The sequence below is a fragment of the Acinetobacter sp. AOR18_HL genome, assembly GCF_027855145.1.
GTDB classification, from domain to species: Bacteria; Pseudomonadota; Gammaproteobacteria; order Pseudomonadales; family Moraxellaceae; genus Acinetobacter; species Acinetobacter pittii.
This window is the reverse complement of record NZ_JAKTIG010000003.1, coordinates 1-17,119: the sequence shown is the minus strand read 5'-3', so window position 1 is coordinate 17,119 and position 17,119 is coordinate 1. Positions and strand designations below refer to the sequence as shown.

Genomic DNA, 17,119 nt, shown 5'->3' with positions numbered 1-17,119 from the left:
GTCTTTACATCAACATAACTTGAAACTTAATATGAATGAAATGATTTTATTAAATAACACCTCATGAATAATATTCATAACTTACATGGCCTAGATCTAAGTTTTTTCCACCGGATTGATATCAATTTATATCCGCTTTTTATCGCGATTTATGAACAAAAAAGTATTTCGAATGCCGCAAGTAGCCTTAATATTACGCAGTCAGCGGCAAGTCATGCTTTGCAGCGTTTACGTCAGCAACTTGAAGATGATGTATTTATACGAGTAGGCAATAAAATGTCTGCCACTCCTTTTGCTGAGCAGATTTACCCAACGGTGAAACAAGCACTTTTAACCATCCAAAATATTAGCCAGCAGAAACATGTGTTCGATCCAACAAGCTTAAAAAACTTAAAAATCGCCGTGCATGATGAAATTGAGCCGATTATTCTTCCAAGACTAGCTCAACATTTTCAAAATCTTAATTTAGATTTGCAGTTTGTGAGTATGAAACTCGATCGAAAACATATTATGACTGACTTAGCGACACAACAACTCGATTTCGTGATTGACCTAGAACAATACTTATCTCCAAAAATTACCTTTGATCATTTGGTAACAGATGAGTTTGTCATTTGCAGCCAACTTAAAGAAGTCGATTTAGCTAGTTATATCAGTGGTCGGCACATTGGTGTTTCGTCACGCCGTACGGGCGCTTTACTTGAAGATATTTATTTAAACCAACACCAAAAAATTTCAAGAAATGTATTTATGCGCTGTCAAAACTATTCAACGGCGTTACAAGTTTTGGGAGCTCAAGCCGACGCAATACTCACCATGCCTCGAATGATTTTACAGCATTTGTCTTATAGTCATGAAATTTGCTTACATTCTCTGCCTTTTGAGATAACCAATATTAAAATGGGTATGTTTTGGCACGAAGATTTAAGGGATAATTTAAGACATCAATTTCTGCGACATGAAATTATTAAACTTTTTCAGTAAAGCAAATTGATCTACTAAGCTTCTATCGTACAAGGATCAGTAATGAGTAAAGATGAACGGATAATCCAGAATCAGGACAACAAAAAAACGATTCGTCATGAAGATTACATTGCTGGTATTGGTAAAGGCATGGCGATTTTAGATAGCTTTAGTAGTAATCAACATCGTTTAAACATTTCTATGGCTGCCGAAAAAACCGGGCTTACCCGAGCGGCAGCAAGACGCCATTTATTAACTTTAGAATATTTAGGGTATCTTGAGTCAGATGGTCACTATTACTATTTAACTCCGAAAGTTCTTAAATTTTCAGGAGCTTATTTAGGTGCAGCCCAGCTTCCGAAAGTATCTCAGCCTTTATTAAATCTGTTAACTAACCAAACTTCTCTCATTTATTCAGTGATGGTACTTGATGGTTATGAAGCCATTACTATTGCCCGTAGTGCGGCCCACCAACAAACTGACCGTGTAAATCCATACGGCTTACACTTGGGTAACCGCTTACCTGCTCATGCGACATCTGCGGGTAAAATTTTACTGGCACATTTAAGCCAACAAGAACAATTGGACTGGCTCCAAAAATATCCTCTTCAGCGTTTAACTAAATATACGCATGTCGAAAATGATAAATTTTTAGAGTTACTACAAGAGATTCGAGAACAAGATTGGTGTTATTCGCGTGAAGAACACGAATTAGGAGTTCATGCGCTCGCCGTACCAATTTATGGACAAGACTTTAAAGTGGTTGCAGCTTTAAATATTGTTTCTCCAACTATGAAAACAACTGAAGAATATTTAATTCAACATATTCTGCCTTTATTGCAAGAGACTTCGCGGGATTTAAGACAAGTTCTTTAAATCTTGCTTAGGCTATTTCATAGGGTTAATTTTATTGTTTGCTTAGGCTATTTGAATAGATTGAACGTTCCCAAATGAATGCTTAGGCTATTTCTAAAAGTAATTGAAAGGGATTTTCAAATAGCGAATACCATTCGCTTCAGGTTCCGGAAAATTTCCACCATTCATATTAATTTGAATTGAAGGCAAAATTAATTTTGGCATTGCCAAAGTAGCATCTCTTTCTTGACGCATTTTGATGAATGATTCTTTAGAAACTCGTCGATTTAAATGGATATTGCTTTGTTTTTGAGTTTTTATATCTGTTTGACAGATATATTCGTCACGGCCTTCGGGCTTATAGTCATGGCATAGAAACATACGCATATCGTCAGGAAGTGTATAAAGCTTTTGTACCGAATCATAAAGTGCAGCAGCACTTCCTTTAGGAAAGTCACATCTGGCCGAACCATAATCAGGCATAAATAAAGTATCACCTACAAAAACAGCATCGGCAATCACATAGCTTAAGCAAGCTGGCGTATGCCCTGGTGTAGGAATGTTATAGGCTTCTATCTCCCCTATTTTAAAATGTTCATAATCTTCAAACAAATAATCAAACGGCTGATTTTCATTGAATTTCTTAAAATCAAAATTATAGATAGCTGCAAAAGTTTCTTGTACTACCGAGATTTTTTGACTAATCGCAATTGTACCGCCCAATTTAGATTTTAAATATTGAGCCGCAGTCATATGGTCCGCATGTACATGGGTTTCTAAAATCCATTGTACTTTGAAGTTTTGCGCCAAGACATAATCGACGATCAGATCAGCATTGGATGTTTTTGTAGTGGCCGATGCGGCATCGTAATCAAGCACGCTATCAATAATAGTGCATTGAAGAGTCGCTACATCCGCAACAACATAGCTAAAAGTATTGGTGTTTTCATCAAAAAAATCTTTTACTAGAGGTTGTTGCATAGGCTTAATTTCCTTTATTTAAAATTCGGTAAATAAACATTCCTAATAACATTGCGACAATAAAATAAAGCGCTTCAAAATGCCCTAATCCAATCAGAGTTAAAGCGGGCGCTGGACATATACCTGCTATTCCCCAGCCTATACCGAAAATAAAAGCACCCACAATTAACCTTTGGTCAATCTGTGTATTCGTTGGTAATTGAATTTGTTCATTAAAGAGTGTTTTAGGAGTTTTTATAGCCTTTTGAAATGGAATAAATGCCACAGCAATAGCACCTAACATTACAAACATTAAGCTAATATCCCACTGCCCAAAAATATCTAAAAAACCTAATACCTTTTCTGGATTAGACATGCCAGAGATCATTAAACCTACTGAAAATAAGCTACCAAATAAAAAAGCAAAAAAGTTTTTCATAGGATTACCCCATCACATGACGAATGATATAAACCGTTAACATGCCAGCAAACATAAAAACTGCTGTCGCTATCATCGAGCGTTTTGATAACCTGCTCATACCACAAATGCCATGGCCGCTTGTGCATCCAGAGCCTAGTCGTGTTCCAAAACCAACAAGTACACCTGCTAGAATAAGTGGAAATGTATTGGTTTTAATTTCAATTTCAGGCTGATAAAAATAACCATATACGAAAGGTGTAATCACGAGTCCCGCAATAAACCAGAATGCCGAACTCTTAAAGGTGTCTTTAGTAGGATTGATGACTTGAGCAAGCAAACCACTGATTCCGGCTATACGGCCATTTATATATAAATATCCAACTGTTGCGATGCCTAGTAATAAACCACCAAAAAAGGCATAGACAATATTTGACATATAACCACTCTTAACAATATATGTTTTTATAATCTGTATTATACGCTGATTCTTTTAGAAATACTTAAAATAAAACTCTTAAGTGTATAATTCTTCTTAACAAGAAAAAGCCCCAAGATTCTGGGGCTTTTGTCATTAAATTAGATCTTTAATGCCTAATTGTTCAGGTAACTTTTCCATAACCTTATTCAATCTATTATTTGCTGGAGAGATACAACCTGTGTAATGGCTTAATTTAGTTTCTGTGCCATTAGGTTGAATCCAAGTAATGTAATAGCTAGACATGTCAGTCGCTGTTTGCTGACAACCAGCAGTTTTCGATTGAGTACCTGTCTCAGGACGATAAGTTTTTAAATCCTTTGCAAGTTTTTGATAATCTTTTACGCTACCTTGAATCTCTTTAACACCAACTGTTTTTGTATATTGCTTGCCTTCAAAGCGAATTAAACCTGTAGGTGTTACTTCCACAGAATAAATCGGACATGCACCAAAGCATGGGCTAGAAGCATAGCGAATTGTCTCTTGTGTATTCGGTGCTTGCTGAACAGAAGCACAACCCATCAAAGCTAAACCAGATAAAGTTGCAAGAACCAAAAATCTCATTACATCACCTATTATTATCAAGTGGCTTTAATTTATCAAATCATACACTTCTTGTCATTAAACACTATTTTTTGTGATTTTCTTGGGCCTTATTTTTACTTAGGCTATTTTATATAAACACATAAAAAAAGGCCCATCTTGCGATGAGCCTTAAGCCATAAAAGCTTAAATTCCTGAAATACAAATTATTACTGGGTAGTAATAACCTGCGTCGACCATTCTAGCGCAACACCATAAATTATATAAATATAATATAAGTATATATTTACGCTCGTTTTTCCAACAAAAAAAACCTGATTTATAAGATTAAAAGCTCAATAATGTTTATTTTTAATTAAAATTCACAATGTTAAGTTAAACAAAACTTAATAAAAGTTAAGCTTTTATTTATAGGTAAAACATCCTAAGAAACTGATCAATAGTTAAGCTACACCTAGCGTTCAGGATGAAATAGCCATAAAGCTATTTTAAGTTTAGCAACAACTTCAAGCACTTTTTTACTATTTGGTAAAGCTATCTAGTTAAAAATATAGAAATTACTTTTATCGTTTTATACAAAAAATATATTAAATATAAAGGCAAAAGAGAAATACTCTCTTTTGCCTAACTTAATTATTGTTCTAAACTATAAGCGATCACATAATCACCATGATCAGGTGATTGACGTGCTCCACCTGCGGTAACAACCACATACTGTTTACCTGTTTTAGGTGAAACATAGCTTATAGGTGTTCCTTGGCTACCTACTGGCATGCGTGATTTCCACAGTTCTTTACCTGTAGATGAATCAAATGCACGTAAGTAGTAATCTTGTGTAGCAGCAAAGAAAACCAAACCACCTTGAGTTGCCATAGGCCCACCAATTGTTGGCATACCGATCGGTGCTTTTAAGCCCATCTTAATTCCCATAGGCCCGGTATCTTCTACTGTACCTAATGGTACTTGCCATGCAACCTGACGAGTTTTCAAATCAATCGCAGTCATGCTACCAAATGGCGGTTTTTGACAAGGAATACTTAAAGCCGACATAAAGCGGTTTTTATTCACTTTATATGGTGTACCTTTCATTGGTACAGCACCCATACCTGTATTTACCTTCTCTCCACCATTCGCCTGAATCTTAATATCTTCAGGAGTTTGCTCCATCAATTGAATCCATAAGCCAAGGCGCATATCGTTCACGAACATATAACGATGAGTCGGGTCAAAAGCAATACTACCCCAGTTCATGCCACCTAAAGAACCTGGGAAGCTTAATGAAACATCAGTACCCGGTGCAGTAAATAGGCCTTCGTAACGCATTGACTTGAAGTTAATACGACACATCAGTTGATCGAACGGCGTTGCACCCCACATATCCGACTCAGTTAAAGTCTGATTACCAATTTGAGGCATTTCAACTGAACGAGGTTGAGTTAAGCTGTATTGTTCACCCGGAATATTGGCAGGTTTAACTGGCTGTTCAATTACTTTAGTCAACGGTTTACCCGTTACTCGGTCAAGAACAAAGAATTGGCCTGATTTGGTTCCAATGACAACAGCTGGTTTAGTCGTACCATCTTTTAATGGGAAGTCAACCAAACTCGGTTGCATTGGTAAGTCAAAGTCCCATAAATCGTTATGAACAGTTTGATATACCCACTTCTCTTTACCTGTTGTCGCATCAAGTGCTAACACAGAAGTATTGTATTTATGATCCAATGGATTACGGTTACCACCCCAAATGTCGACAGATGAACTGCCCATAGGTAAGAATACCGTATTCATTTGCGGATCATATGACATTGCAGCCCATGAGTTTGCCGAACTACGTTTATAGGTTTCACCCGGTTTAAGAACATAGTTCGGGTTTGGATTGCGCGGGTCAAATGCCCAGCGAAGTTTACCCGTAATCACGTCATAACCACGAATAACACCACCCGGCATATCTGCGGCTACGTTGTCGGCAATACGGCTACCCACCACAATAGTTGTTCCAGCAATAGTCGGTGCAGAAGTCACTTCAAAACGTGGAGCTTTTGTTCCAGCACCAAGACCTTCTAGCAAATCAACCGTTCCATTTACACCAAAATCAGCACAGCGCTGACCGTTATCTGCATTCACTGCAATTAAACGACCATCAGGTGTATTGGTATATACACGGCGTGGACATGCTGTATTAGTTGCAACCGCAGTTACTGCATTTGCACCAGCTAAAGTTGGTTGTACAAGCGGTTTAGTTGAATCAAAGTATGCAACACCGCGGCAACGTTCCCAAGCATCGGCTGTAGAGTTCACCTCAGCTTTCCAGAGTTGCTTGCCCGAATCGGCATCTATCGCAAAAATGTTGTTATGTGGTGTACATAAAAACACTTTATTTCCAACTTGTAGCGGGGTCATTTGGTCTTCAGCCCCATTACCGCTACCCGTTGTAAAGTCGCCTGTTCTAAATCGCCAAGCTTCTTTTAATTTATGAACGTTATCTCGGTTAATTTGATCGAGAGCAACAAAGCGGCTACCACCTGCATCATTACCATAATTTTCCCAATTTACCTGTTTTTTTGCAGGATCAACTGGTACTAAAGGTAGTTTTTCACCTGAACTTGCTACTGTTGGATGCGGTTGGAACATTTGATAGAGGGCAATCAACATACCCACAACAACTAGACCACCTACAGCATAGGATGAAGATGCCAAGCTCGTTTGAAATTGGTAACGTCGGATTGAAGGCAAAGTAAATAGCAAGGCAGCAAAAAGACCAGCAGGAAACATTAAGCGCGAAAATAACGGCCAAAATTCCCATCCAGCATCAACAAATGACCAAATTACGGTACCAACAAAAACAGCCGCAAAAATCCAGACACCCAGTGCTTTTTTACGGAAAATACTAATTGCCGAAATGGTTATAAACAGTCCTGAGATAAGGAAATACCAAGAACCGCCGAGTGATACTAGTTTTCCACCACCTACGATATAAAAAACACCAGTAGCCAATAAAACTAGACCTAATATAAAACACCATATTTTGAATAAGATATGAAACTTAGAATCTGACTCAGACATAGATCCTACTCCACATATACTGAACCCGAATAGTTCAAGCATTTGGGCCAGTTAAACTATGTCTAACCAGCCATCAATATTGTTAAAAATTGACTTTCACACTAAGACCAGCCACCCAAGCATCATCAACTTCTTTTACACCAGCAGGTTGATGAATATATTGAATGTTTGGACGTAACATGACGGCCGGAGACCATTGATAGGTATAGTTCAACTCGACATTTAGCTCGTCGTCTTGAATTGGAATATAGTCAGATGCAAACGGATCATAGCTGTAATATCCACGACTTTCATTTGTTGCGATCTGTTTATCTTTAGCACGGTCATTAACTACATAATTGGCTATACCAAAACCAATCGAATCATTTGGACGGCTATCAAATGGCCCCTTATACCAAAGAGCAAGTTGTTGAGTACTTTGAACAAAAGTCGTTGCCTTATCATTTACAACGCCATTAAAACTTACATATAAACCGCGTTTCGGATCTTCGCCTTTATTCGTCAGTTGTTGTTGTGCATTAATCCAGAAACTTTGTTTCCCGTCATGCACTTTACCCGCAGTCTTAACATCATTCGCTTCTGCGGTTGAATACAGCGCACCTACTTTATATTCACCCGGCAAGCCATTAAAGGCAGCAAGTTTTGGTTTCCATGCAAGTTCAACTGGTATGGTGGCGCCCTTCACATTGTTCATATCCAGATTAAAACCATCACTATTTGATTCGGTTTTAATATTGTCTGGATTGACTTCATACACACCCAATCCCAAAGTCCACTCAGGTGCAAACTGATATTTAACATTTGTCGCCCAAACACCTACTGGTGAGTTATACCAAATTGAACCGATTGATTTTCCTAGCTGTCCACCGCAAAGCAATAAGTTCTGAAATTCACATTGAGAACTATTAAAGTCCTCTGACATTCCCATACGGCCAAATTTGACCTGTACAGTATTATCGATGAAACCCTTCTTCACCCATGCTTGAGATAAACGCCAGATTTTACCGCGACCATAAATCTCTTGAGCATTACCCAATTGGCTAGAACGTGGGTCTTTAATACGCTCGAGAGTTAATGCATTACCATCACGTTTGGTCACGATTAGGCTCGCTGTTGTATCTTTCCACCCAGCAATCTTTTCTAAATCTAGGTTTACACCTAAAGAAAGTTGCGCAGCATTTTCAAAAGTATTGCTGTCGTTGTAACCACCATCTAAATTTGTAGCACTTTGGCTCATAATAGAAGCTGTAAATTTATAGCCCTGCTGCTCTAATTGCTGGCGTTTTCCATTCCAGTCACCTAGCAACCATTGACGGTCTTGTGACCAAGGTTCATTCGCGAGCGCAAATTGGCTACCTAATACAGCGAGCGTTAAAACACTCAATTTCATTAAATTTGGCATTTCAAGTCCCTTTTATCATTTCTATATTTCTATGCTGCGCCTCATATGAGGCGCTTTCCTTATTGTTATTTAACACTTGTAAAACCAAGCTCAGAAGTTGCGCCAAAACGATCAGTAATATTCGCTGTAATTGAGGCAACTTTTACAGACGGCTTCCAATTCGCTTTTGCGATCCCTTGTGCATCTGTAGCAACAGTTATTGCTCCTAAATATTGCTCAGCTTCTTTTGATGACGCATTTTGATTACCAAAAAATTCAACTTGATAGCGTTGATTTGGCAAGCCATTGACTTCTACAGCAACTGAACCTTTATTTGCAGTTAATTTAGGAGCTTTAATACCCTGATTAGGTTGAGCATTACAGCCTTGTTCATTTGGCTGAGTACATGTTTTTTGTTGTTTAGATGGGTCAACAACCACACCGCCACCACGAGAACCTACAAATCCGGCATGCTCAAGTGCAGGCACAGCAAATACAATTGCACCCAACCGCTGATCTGGTACACATGAACCACCCGCTTCACAGCGTTTAATATCTTTACCATTGTCCCAAATCAGGTTTTTAGTCAATGTAATTTTTGCATTTGCATCTTTTTCAGAACGGATGGCTACACCAATACGATTACCATGTACTTTATTGCTATCAAGAATATTGCCATCACCCGTCATGTTGAAACCAATCGAGTTATTGGTCATTTCGTTGTAAGCAATATAGTTACGCTTACCCCAGTTGATCTGTAAGCCATCTGAATAGTTTTCGAATTTATTACCAACTACCGCATTATCATTACCCCACAAAATTTCAATACCTTGTGATGGTTCTGGGTTTGCTTTGGTTGAAACAAAATGGTTATTCGCAATTAAGTTAAACGCAGCACCACGTGTCAGCTCTAGACCATCACCATTGTCTTGGAAAATATTGTCTAAAACTTTGTTGTTATTGGTGGTGGTTGCGGTTGGGTTACCTTGACCATCATCACCAGTAAGCATGACACCAGCACCGCCGTAGTTATTACTAATACGGTTATGTTGAATCAGGTTATTACTCGAGCGGTTAATCAATACACCAATACAGAAGCGATGGATGTCTAAACCTTTTAAAGTAACGTTGTTGACGTCACGTAGTACTAACCCCGGTAAAGTCATCGTACGTACATTGGTGCCATACTGCTCAGGGTTTGCACCTGGGCAAGCTTTCGCCCCTTCGCCTTTAATATAGTTTGAACCATCTATCGCGATGTATTCACCAGTTTTATCCCACTGTGTACCAATGATTTTAACTGGAGCTTTAATTTCAGGAAGTGCGCTGTTTAATTTAATCGCATAAGGTGCTTTGCCTACTGCTTGAATCAAAATGTCGCTAGCTTCGCTTGGGTTTGCATTGGCTTGTTCAATGGCCCAGCGTAAAGAGCCTTTATTGCTATCGTCTTGATAACGGTCAACCACATAAGTTTGAGCCGCAGCTACTCCTGAAACCATCAAACCTAATGCAAGGGTAGTTAAACGTAATGTAGTCATTTCATCATATCCTTATGATTTATGGGTTTGTTGGTTGAACGGTTTGTAAAATCTGTTTTAGCTTGGTCACATCAATTTGACCCGGTGCAGAAGCCTGACCAATCATGCCAAAGCTATAACTTCCGCCCATATTGGCAGTCGCAACACGAGAAATCGTACCTAGTTGCCCCATTGACATCGTCAATAAAGGTTTAGTGGTTTGCTGGCTTACTTTTAAAGTTGCGTTCATTAAAGTGAAAACGTCTTGTTTAGATTTAGGCATTACAGCAATTTTGAGAATATCTGCGCCCATTTGATCTTGTTTTAACAAGCGTTTTTCAATTTCATCTTGGCTTGGTGTTTTTTGGAAGTCATGATTAGACATGACAATCAGCACTTTCTTTTGATGTGCTTTTTGAACAATGTCTGAAACTACTTTTTGATCACGGAACATTTCAACATCTAACCAGTCCATGAACGGATTCTTTAAGTAAGCCTGATAAGTCTTACCATAATCCACATCACTAATTTCAAGCTGGCCACCTTCGTTTTTGGTACGAATTGTGGCGATCATTGGCTTATTGCCTAAAATCTTTTTTAACTCATGCCCCAAAGCAATCACTTGTTTTGTATCACTCGCAAAACTGAGTAAATCGATACGAAACTCTGCCAAATCAGCATCTGCTGTATTTGCAATGACCTGAGCTTGTGCCAAAGCTTGTTCTTTGGTTTTTGCGGTAATCGGAACAATCGTTTTAACGGCTGTAGCGGCAGGTTGTGTTTGAGCGGCTAAAGCAACAGGCTCAGCATTCACCTGTGCTGTAAAAAATGGGAGTGCAAGCAAACTTAAGCTTAATAATGTTTTCATGTTCATATGGTTCATCCTTAAAAAGGCTACACGCATCCTTGAATAATCAGGTGTAGCCTTAGGTGTTTCTTAAATATCAAAAAATACAGTTTCGTCATCGCCTTGAATGCGAATATCAAAGCGGTAAACAACTTCACCATTTTCTTCAAAACGTTTTGCAATAAGTGTTTGGCGACGTGGTGCCCATTCAATGCTATTTAGAATCGGGTCGTTGGCATTTGCCTCTGCTTCATCGTCAAAATAAACTCGTGTATGAAGACCTAAGTTAATACCGCGAGCGAAAATGACTAATGCAATATGAGGTGCTTGAGTTGAACCTTTACGGCCTGCTGTCGCGCCCGGCTTAATTGTATTAAAGCTCCAAACACCCGTTTCAAAGTCTGCACCTGTACGGCCCAAACCTTGAAATGCCTGGTCAGCTTTTTGCTCACGCGTATCTGCCTGACTTGGATAAATACCATTCGCATCGGCTTGCCAAATTTCGATCAGCACATCGCGTAGCGGTAAACCTAATCCGTCAAACACTTGGCCTTCAAGACGAATACGCTCACCTTTGGTCTGATCTTGTACTAACTGGTTATTAAAGTTGTTTTCAAACACTTCAATATTTGCTCGTTGTGGCAATAAGCCAATGTGAACGTAAGGTCCACCTGTTTGAGATGGAGTTTCTTTTAGTTCCTGAAAATTCCAGTTATTCATGCTCGTGCTCCCGATTAAGTCAATTCGTTTTCGAAGTAAGTCGCTCGACGGCCACGTAAAGTGATGTCAAAACGGTAACAACGGCTATCAGCTTCGATAAAGTTGTTTTTATCTTCTAGTGCAATCAAGGCACGACGTTGATCTTCAGAAGGAATCGTTTTTAAGATTGGGCAAGTGTCAATGAGCGTATCGCCTTCAAAATAAAACTGCGAAATTAGGCGCTGAGCCCAACCATCAGCAATTAAAGAGAAATGAATATGTGCAGGACGCCATTCATTAATACGGTTACGCCATGGGTATGGACCTGGTTTAATGGTACGGAAAATATAAAAACCGTTTTCATCAGTTAAGGTACGACCACAACCACCAAAGTTAGGATCCATTGCACCAATAAACTTGTCGTTTGGATGACGGTAACGACCAGAAGCGTTGGCCTGCCATACTTCTAGAAGTGCATTTTTTACAGGACGACCAAATTGGTCACGAACATAGCCATGAACAATGACACGCTCACCAATTGGCAAACCATCTTTGGCATAGTTCAAAATCAAATCGTTATCTTTTGGGCCAAACAGATTTGAAGAAAAATGTGGTGCAGTAACTTCAGTTAAAGTCTCATTAATTGAGATCAATGCATTTTTTGGCGAACGTAATACACTTGTTTTATAACCTGGCGTATACGCTGGTGGATGATCATCTGTATTACGTTGGGCGTAGGCACCCCAGCTATGTTGTGACATCTTTATCTCCTTAATCCTGTTCTTTCGCTGCAATTGGGTTTACTTCTATCCCCAACTCTTTAAAGACTTCTTCAGCCATATGCATTGCAGCGTTTGCAGCAGGTAAACCTGCATAGAGTGAACTGTGTAAGATCAGCTCTTTTAAATCTTCTTTAGTCACGCCATTGTTAAAGCAAGCACGTAAATGCATACGTAGTTCGTCTTCACGACCAAGCGCCAATAAAATTGCGATAGTGACTAAACTACGTGTGTGACGCGGTAAGCCCGGACGAGACCACACCTCACCCCATGCATAACGGCTAATAAAATTTTGAAAATCTTGGTTAAAGTCATTCAGATTTTGCAAAGACCGACCAACATGCTTTTCACCCAAAACTTCAGTCCGCACCTCAATGCCTTGTTTATAGCGTTGTTCATCATTCATTGTGATAGACCTCTATTAAGTTGCATCGGTATGCGCAACAATTGATTTAACAAATACAGCAACAGCCGCAGCAGTCGCTGGAATTAGTAATAAACTAAGAATGGCGGTAAACGACCAATCATTGCCGAGTAGTACAGCACCAATCCAAGCACCAAATACCGCACCGAAGCGTCCAATACCAGTCATCCAAGACACGCCAGTTGCACGGCACTGCGTTGGATAGAAACGAGCGCTTAACGCAGGCATTGAAGATTGCGCACCGTTAATTGCGATACCCGCACAAAGCACTAATACTGCAAGTAATGTTGAGTTTCCTAAGCTTTGACCAACAGCAATCGCAAATAGACCTGCAGCAAAGTAGAAAATAGCAATCACTCGGTTCGGGTTGAATTTGTCCATCGCCCAACCAATAAACAAGGCACTTACCACACCACCGAACTGGAACAATCCACCGATAAATGCAGCACGCTCCATTGAGGCACCTGTTTCACGCATAAGCGTTGGTAACCAGCTTGTAAGCAAGTAAACAACCACGAGCCCCATGAAATAGGTCAACCAAAGTAAAAGTGTTCCTTTCGCATATGGTTTAGAAAACATAATTCCAAAGACATTTTTCTTTTGAGCTGTCTCGGTTTTCTCTTCAGGTACGTGAAATGCAGTCGCATTTTGGATCTGAGCTGGCGCAATATGATTTAAGATTTTGCGTACTTTTTCAGGATTCTTACCTTTCACAATTAAAAAGCGGTAAGACTCAGGTAAAACTAAAATCACTAAAATCATTAAGATCAAAGGTGACCAGCCACCAAGTAAAAATAGACTGTGCCAACCATAAGTCGGGATCAGCCAACTACTGATAAAACCACCGGTTGCCATACCTAAGTTATAACCACAGAACATACAGGTCACGAGTAATGAACGAATACGTGTTGGGCAGTATTCAGAAAATAATGTGGTAGCATTTGGCATCGCTGCACCAAGCCCAATACCTGTCAAAAAGCGTAAAACGACAAGGCTATCTAAGTTAGTTGCATAAGCAGATGCCAAGGTGAAGCCACCAAATACAAGCATCGAAAAAGCCAGTACGATTTTGCGACCAAAACGGTCAGCTGTCGGACCAGAAACCAAAGCTCCAATAATCATTCCACCAAGTGCAGCACTCATCACTGGTCCTAACTGAGAGCGATCAACTCCCCAGTCTTGTGCCAAAGCTGGTGCAATAAAACCCATTGCAGCAGTATCAATACCATCAGTAAAAATAATTAAGAAACAGATGATTGCGATCATCCATTGATACTTACTGAGTGGAGCATCATTAATTAATGCTTGAGCATCGATACTTTTATTTGGTGCAGCGTAATCCTGAGACGCCATATTTGCCTCCTTAAGGCCAATTCCTTTTAAATCACTAAGCTATTAGATTTGCTGAATAAACCTAGTCAATTCCTGAGTAAATCTTTGCGGTTGCTCAATATTAGAAAGATGAGATGCTTCCAATTTAGCAATCTGACTATTGTTGATAGCGCGCTGCATAAACTCAGCATCTGCTACTGTAGTCACCGGATCTTCTGTTCCCGCAACCAGCAGTACCGGAATTTGGATTTGTGCGATTTCATCTCTTAAATCGGCATACGCTAAAGCACGACATGCATTTGCATAACCTTGTGCTGGTGTGTTTGCAAGACTTTGAATCGTCGTCTGCGCAACAACATTATGTTGATAGTCGAATTTTTCACTGAACCAGCGGGTATGCGTGGTTTTAACTAACTCAGCTAAACCATTTTGTTCTACCGAGTCCGCACGACTCAACCAAGCCTCCGCCTGACCAATTTTGGCTGCCGAGTTCGCAACAGTAATACTTAAAAAGCGCTCTGGATGATGAATACCCAACCAAAGCCCAGTAATTCCACCCATTGAAATGCCACAAAAATGAGCTTTTTCAACACTCAAGGCATCTAAAATATCAACCACATCTTCAGCTAAGTTTTGCAATGTAGTGTCACTAATTACCTCACTTTCACCATGACCACGTGTGTCGTATGTAATGACATTAAAATGACTTTTTAATTCACTTACCTGTGACTGCCACATACCATGGTCTGTGCCTAATGAATTAGAGAACACAAGCACAGGAGCATCTTTTAAACCGTCAATATAAACAGCTAGCTGTTTTCCTTGGCGATTGCTAATAGTCTGATTCACTTTGACTCTCCTTGTGCTTCTTGCAAAACTGCATCAATCTGTTGCTGAATATTGCCCAAATAGTTTTCCGGTTTGAAAATATCCCGTATTTCTGCTTGGCTAAACTGTCCTTTCACTTCTTCTAGTTGGCTAACAACATTAAACAAATGCTGGTTTTGTGCTACCGCTGTTTTACATGCAGCTTCAACTAAATGATGAGCATTTAAACGTCCAATTTTAGGAGCAAGTGCCATCATTACAGCTTCTGCCATAATCAATCCATTCGTACATTCAAGATTCTGTTGCATATGCTGAGCATTAACTTCAAAACCTTGTAAGACTTCACCAGTACGACTTAATGCTCCAGCACAAAGCTGAAAGATTTCTGGAACTGCTAACCATTCTGCATGCCATGCACCTAAGCTACGCTCATGTTCCTGCACCATACTTTGATAGATGCTAGACATAAGTGCCGGTACACGATTCGCCGCGGCTAATACGGATGCCGCCGCAACTGGATTACGCTTATGAGGCATGGTTGATGAACCACCACGCCCCTTGGCGGTTGGCTCAAACAACTCTGCAATTTCAGTTTGCATCATGAGTGACCAATCCCGTGCCATCTTGCCCGTATTCCCGACAATCATGCCAAGCACACTTGCAATTTCTACAATACGATCACGCTCACCATGCCATGTGCTTGTCGGTACAGTCAGATTCAGTTGCTTCGCAAATGCATTAACCACAAGTGAACCTTGATCTTGCAAAGAAGCTAATGAACCCACAGCACCACCTAACTGAGCAGTCAGTACACGTGACTTCATTGCTTGAATACGGTCTAAATCACGTTTAAATGCAGAAGCCCAACGAGCAAGTTTATGCCCCAAAGTAATGGGTAAAGCTTGCTGTAACCATGTACGCCCAATCATGACTTGATGGCGATATTGCTTGGCTTGCTGTAATGCAGTCGCATAGCATTGTTGAAGTTGAGCTTCCACAATGTTCAACGCATCACGACATTGCAAAATACAAGCTGTGTCTAAAATATCCTGACTGGTTGCACCCCAATGCACATAACGCGAAGCATCTTCATCAACATCTTTAACAATTGCTGTAAGCTGTTTTACAAATGGAATTGCGATATTTCCAGCTAAGCCAGTTGCGACAGCCAAAGCTGAAAAGTCAAACTTTTCTATTGCCTGCTCAGCTACTTGGGCAATTGTATTAGCCGCATTTTGAGGAATCACACCAACTTTTGCCTGTGCTTGAGCTAACGCAACTTCAACCTGAATCATATATTTGATTAAAGATGAGTCACTAAAGATGTCAGTGACGTCTTTTTGATAAAACAAGCTGGCATATAACTGGCTCATGATTAGACTCTCTCAATAATCAAAGCAATGCCTTGGCCCACACCAATACACATTGAACACAAGGCATAACGGCCATCTGTTTGCTCAAGTTGGTTCAAGGCTGTCGTCACGAGGCGTGCACCTGATGCACCAAGTGGATGGCCTAAAGCAATGGCACCACCGTTTGGATTTACCTTATTGCTATCGTCTGGCAAGCCTAAATCACGGGTCACCGCCAAAGCTTGTGCAGCAAAGGCTTCGTTAAGCTCAATTACATCCATCTGCTCTAAAGTCAGGTTGGCTTGTTTAAGTAATTTTTTAATCGCTGGTGCAGGAGCAAAACCCATAATACGTGGTTCTACACCCACTGCTGTTGAAGCAATGATCTTGGCACGTGGTTTGAGGTTATAAGCTTGAACTGCCTCATCAGAAGCAATCAGCAGAGCCGCAGCACCATCGTTAATACCTGAAGCATTCCCCGCAGTCACAGAACCATCTGCTTTAACAACTGGTTTAAGTTTGCTTAAAGCTTCAAGGGTGGTTGATGCACGTGGATGTTCATCGGTATCAATCACAACAGCATCGCCCTTACGCTGAGGGATTTCAACTGCCACGATTTCTTTAGAAAAAAAGCCTTTGGCTTGCGCGCTTGCGGTGCGTTGTTGGCTCACCAAGGCAAA

The 17,119-nt window shown here is 40.0% G+C and carries 17 protein-coding genes; 2 read left to right on the top strand and 15 right to left on the bottom strand.

What is annotated here, in order from left to right:
- Window positions 1–63: 63 nt before the first annotated feature.
- Both MKL51_RS00330 and pcaU read left to right on the top strand, forming a co-directional pair.
- Entirely contained in the window at window positions 64–984 is a 921-nt protein-coding gene (locus tag MKL51_RS00330) for a LysR family transcriptional regulator (protein WP_032006304.1), read from the top strand.
- Between the two features lie 42 nt (window positions 985–1,026).
- On the top strand, window positions 1,027–1,839 hold the full coding sequence (gene pcaU / locus MKL51_RS00325) for an IclR family transcriptional regulator PcaU (RefSeq protein ID WP_032038506.1): 813 nt from the start codon (window positions 1,027–1,029) through the stop codon (window positions 1,837–1,839).
- A 93-nt stretch (window positions 1,840–1,932) separates the two neighbouring features.
- Here pcaU and MKL51_RS00320 read toward each other — a convergent pair whose 3' ends face one another.
- The 15 genes from MKL51_RS00320 to MKL51_RS00250 all read right to left on the bottom strand — a co-directional run.
- Entirely contained in the window at window positions 1,933–2,799 is an 867-nt protein-coding gene (locus MKL51_RS00320) for an MBL fold metallo-hydrolase (protein ID WP_032042682.1), read from the bottom strand.
- A 4-nt stretch (window positions 2,800–2,803) separates the two neighbouring features.
- The gene (locus tag MKL51_RS00315; protein WP_032006307.1) at window positions 2,804–3,217 is read right to left on the bottom strand and encodes a DUF6691 family protein; all 414 of its coding nucleotides are present in this window, start codon (window positions 3,215–3,217) and stop codon (window positions 2,804–2,806) included.
- Window positions 3,218–3,221: 4 nt separating this feature from the next.
- Window positions 3,222–3,635 carry a YeeE/YedE family protein gene (locus MKL51_RS00310; protein WP_032006308.1) on the bottom strand — a complete coding sequence of 138 codons (414 nt, stop codon included), beginning with the start codon at window positions 3,633–3,635 and terminating at the stop codon, window positions 3,222–3,224.
- Window positions 3,636–3,770: 135 nt separating this feature from the next.
- A complete protein-coding gene (locus MKL51_RS00305; RefSeq protein ID WP_080973551.1) occupies window positions 3,771–4,229 on the bottom strand; it encodes a DUF6438 domain-containing protein in 459 nt (152 codons plus the stop codon).
- Between the two features lie 621 nt (window positions 4,230–4,850).
- Window positions 4,851–7,280, bottom strand: a complete 2,430-nt coding sequence (locus tag MKL51_RS00300) for a glucose/quinate/shikimate family membrane-bound PQQ-dependent dehydrogenase (RefSeq protein WP_270904156.1) — start codon at window positions 7,278–7,280, stop codon at window positions 4,851–4,853.
- A gap of 82 nt (window positions 7,281–7,362) precedes the next feature.
- Window positions 7,363–8,682: a carbohydrate porin gene (locus MKL51_RS00295; RefSeq protein ID WP_032006312.1), complete on the bottom strand. Its 1,320-nt coding sequence runs from the start codon at window positions 8,680–8,682 to the stop codon at window positions 7,363–7,365.
- A 65-nt stretch (window positions 8,683–8,747) separates the two neighbouring features.
- The gene (locus MKL51_RS00290; RefSeq protein WP_032006314.1) at window positions 8,748–10,199 is read right to left on the bottom strand and encodes a right-handed parallel beta-helix repeat-containing protein; all 1,452 of its coding nucleotides are present in this window, start codon (window positions 10,197–10,199) and stop codon (window positions 8,748–8,750) included.
- Window positions 10,200–10,218: 19 nt separating this feature from the next.
- Window positions 10,219–11,046 carry a type I 3-dehydroquinate dehydratase gene (aroD, locus tag MKL51_RS00285; RefSeq protein WP_080612884.1) on the bottom strand — a complete coding sequence of 276 codons (828 nt, stop codon included), beginning with the start codon at window positions 11,044–11,046 and terminating at the stop codon, window positions 10,219–10,221.
- Between the two features lie 69 nt (window positions 11,047–11,115).
- Window positions 11,116–11,745: a protocatechuate 3,4-dioxygenase subunit alpha gene (pcaG, locus tag MKL51_RS00280; protein ID WP_270904155.1), complete on the bottom strand. Its 630-nt coding sequence runs from the start codon at window positions 11,743–11,745 to the stop codon at window positions 11,116–11,118.
- Window positions 11,746–11,759: 14 nt separating this feature from the next.
- Complete coding sequence (pcaH, locus tag MKL51_RS00275) at window positions 11,760–12,485, bottom strand: protocatechuate 3,4-dioxygenase subunit beta (RefSeq protein WP_000077913.1); 726 nt, start codon at window positions 12,483–12,485, stop codon at window positions 11,760–11,762.
- 10 nt (window positions 12,486–12,495) lie between these two features.
- Window positions 12,496–12,909, bottom strand: a complete 414-nt coding sequence (gene pcaC / locus MKL51_RS00270; protein ID WP_000997505.1) for a 4-carboxymuconolactone decarboxylase — start codon at window positions 12,907–12,909, stop codon at window positions 12,496–12,498.
- A gap of 15 nt (window positions 12,910–12,924) precedes the next feature.
- Window positions 12,925–14,280, bottom strand: coding sequence for an MFS transporter (locus MKL51_RS00265; protein ID WP_032006318.1), 1,356 nt, complete (start codon window positions 14,278–14,280; stop codon window positions 12,925–12,927).
- A gap of 42 nt (window positions 14,281–14,322) precedes the next feature.
- Window positions 14,323–15,108: a 3-oxoadipate enol-lactonase gene (gene pcaD, locus MKL51_RS00260; protein ID WP_032006319.1), complete on the bottom strand. Its 786-nt coding sequence runs from the start codon at window positions 15,106–15,108 to the stop codon at window positions 14,323–14,325.
- Window positions 15,105–16,460 (bottom strand): 3-carboxy-cis,cis-muconate cycloisomerase, encoded by a 1,356-nt coding sequence (locus MKL51_RS00255; protein ID WP_032006320.1) that lies wholly within the window; start codon window positions 16,458–16,460, stop codon window positions 15,105–15,107. The genes pcaD and MKL51_RS00255 overlap by 4 nt, the downstream gene beginning before the upstream one ends.
- A gap of 2 nt (window positions 16,461–16,462) precedes the next feature.
- On the bottom strand, window positions 16,463–17,119 hold a 657-nt coding region (locus MKL51_RS00250; RefSeq protein WP_270904154.1), incomplete at its 5' end, for an acetyl-CoA C-acyltransferase.

Bases quoted from the DNA above. Each gene is read 5' to 3' on its own strand.
- MKL51_RS00330 (WP_032006304.1), top strand. From the start codon at position 64: ATGAATAATATTCATAACTTACATGGCCTAGATCTAAGTTTTTTCCAC.
- pcaU (WP_032038506.1), top strand. From the start codon at position 1,027: ATGAGTAAAGATGAACGGATAATCCAGAATCAGGACAACAAAAAAACG.
- MKL51_RS00320 (WP_032042682.1), bottom strand. From the start codon at position 2,799: ATGCAACAACCTCTAGTAAAAGATTTTTTTGATGAAAACACCAATACT.
- MKL51_RS00315 (WP_032006307.1), bottom strand. From the start codon at position 3,217: ATGAAAAACTTTTTTGCTTTTTTATTTGGTAGCTTATTTTCAGTAGGT.
- MKL51_RS00310 (WP_032006308.1), bottom strand. From the start codon at position 3,635: ATGTCAAATATTGTCTATGCCTTTTTTGGTGGTTTATTACTAGGCATC.
- MKL51_RS00300 (WP_270904156.1), bottom strand. From the start codon at position 7,280: ATGTCTGAGTCAGATTCTAAGTTTCATATCTTATTCAAAATATGGTGT.
- MKL51_RS00295 (WP_032006312.1), bottom strand. From the start codon at position 8,682: ATGCCAAATTTAATGAAATTGAGTGTTTTAACGCTCGCTGTATTAGGT.
- MKL51_RS00290 (WP_032006314.1), bottom strand. From the start codon at position 10,199: ATGACTACATTACGTTTAACTACCCTTGCATTAGGTTTGATGGTTTCA.
- aroD (WP_080612884.1), bottom strand. From the start codon at position 11,046: ATGAAAACATTATTAAGCTTAAGTTTGCTTGCACTCCCATTTTTTACA.
- pcaG (WP_270904155.1), bottom strand. From the start codon at position 11,745: ATGAATAACTGGAATTTTCAGGAACTAAAAGAAACTCCATCTCAAACA.
- pcaH (WP_000077913.1), bottom strand. From the start codon at position 12,485: ATGTCACAACATAGCTGGGGTGCCTACGCCCAACGTAATACAGATGAT.
- pcaC (WP_000997505.1), bottom strand. From the start codon at position 12,909: ATGAATGATGAACAACGCTATAAACAAGGCATTGAGGTGCGGACTGAA.
- MKL51_RS00265 (WP_032006318.1), bottom strand. From the start codon at position 14,280: ATGGCGTCTCAGGATTACGCTGCACCAAATAAAAGTATCGATGCTCAA.
- MKL51_RS00255 (WP_032006320.1), bottom strand. From the start codon at position 16,460: ATGAGCCAGTTATATGCCAGCTTGTTTTATCAAAAAGACGTCACTGAC.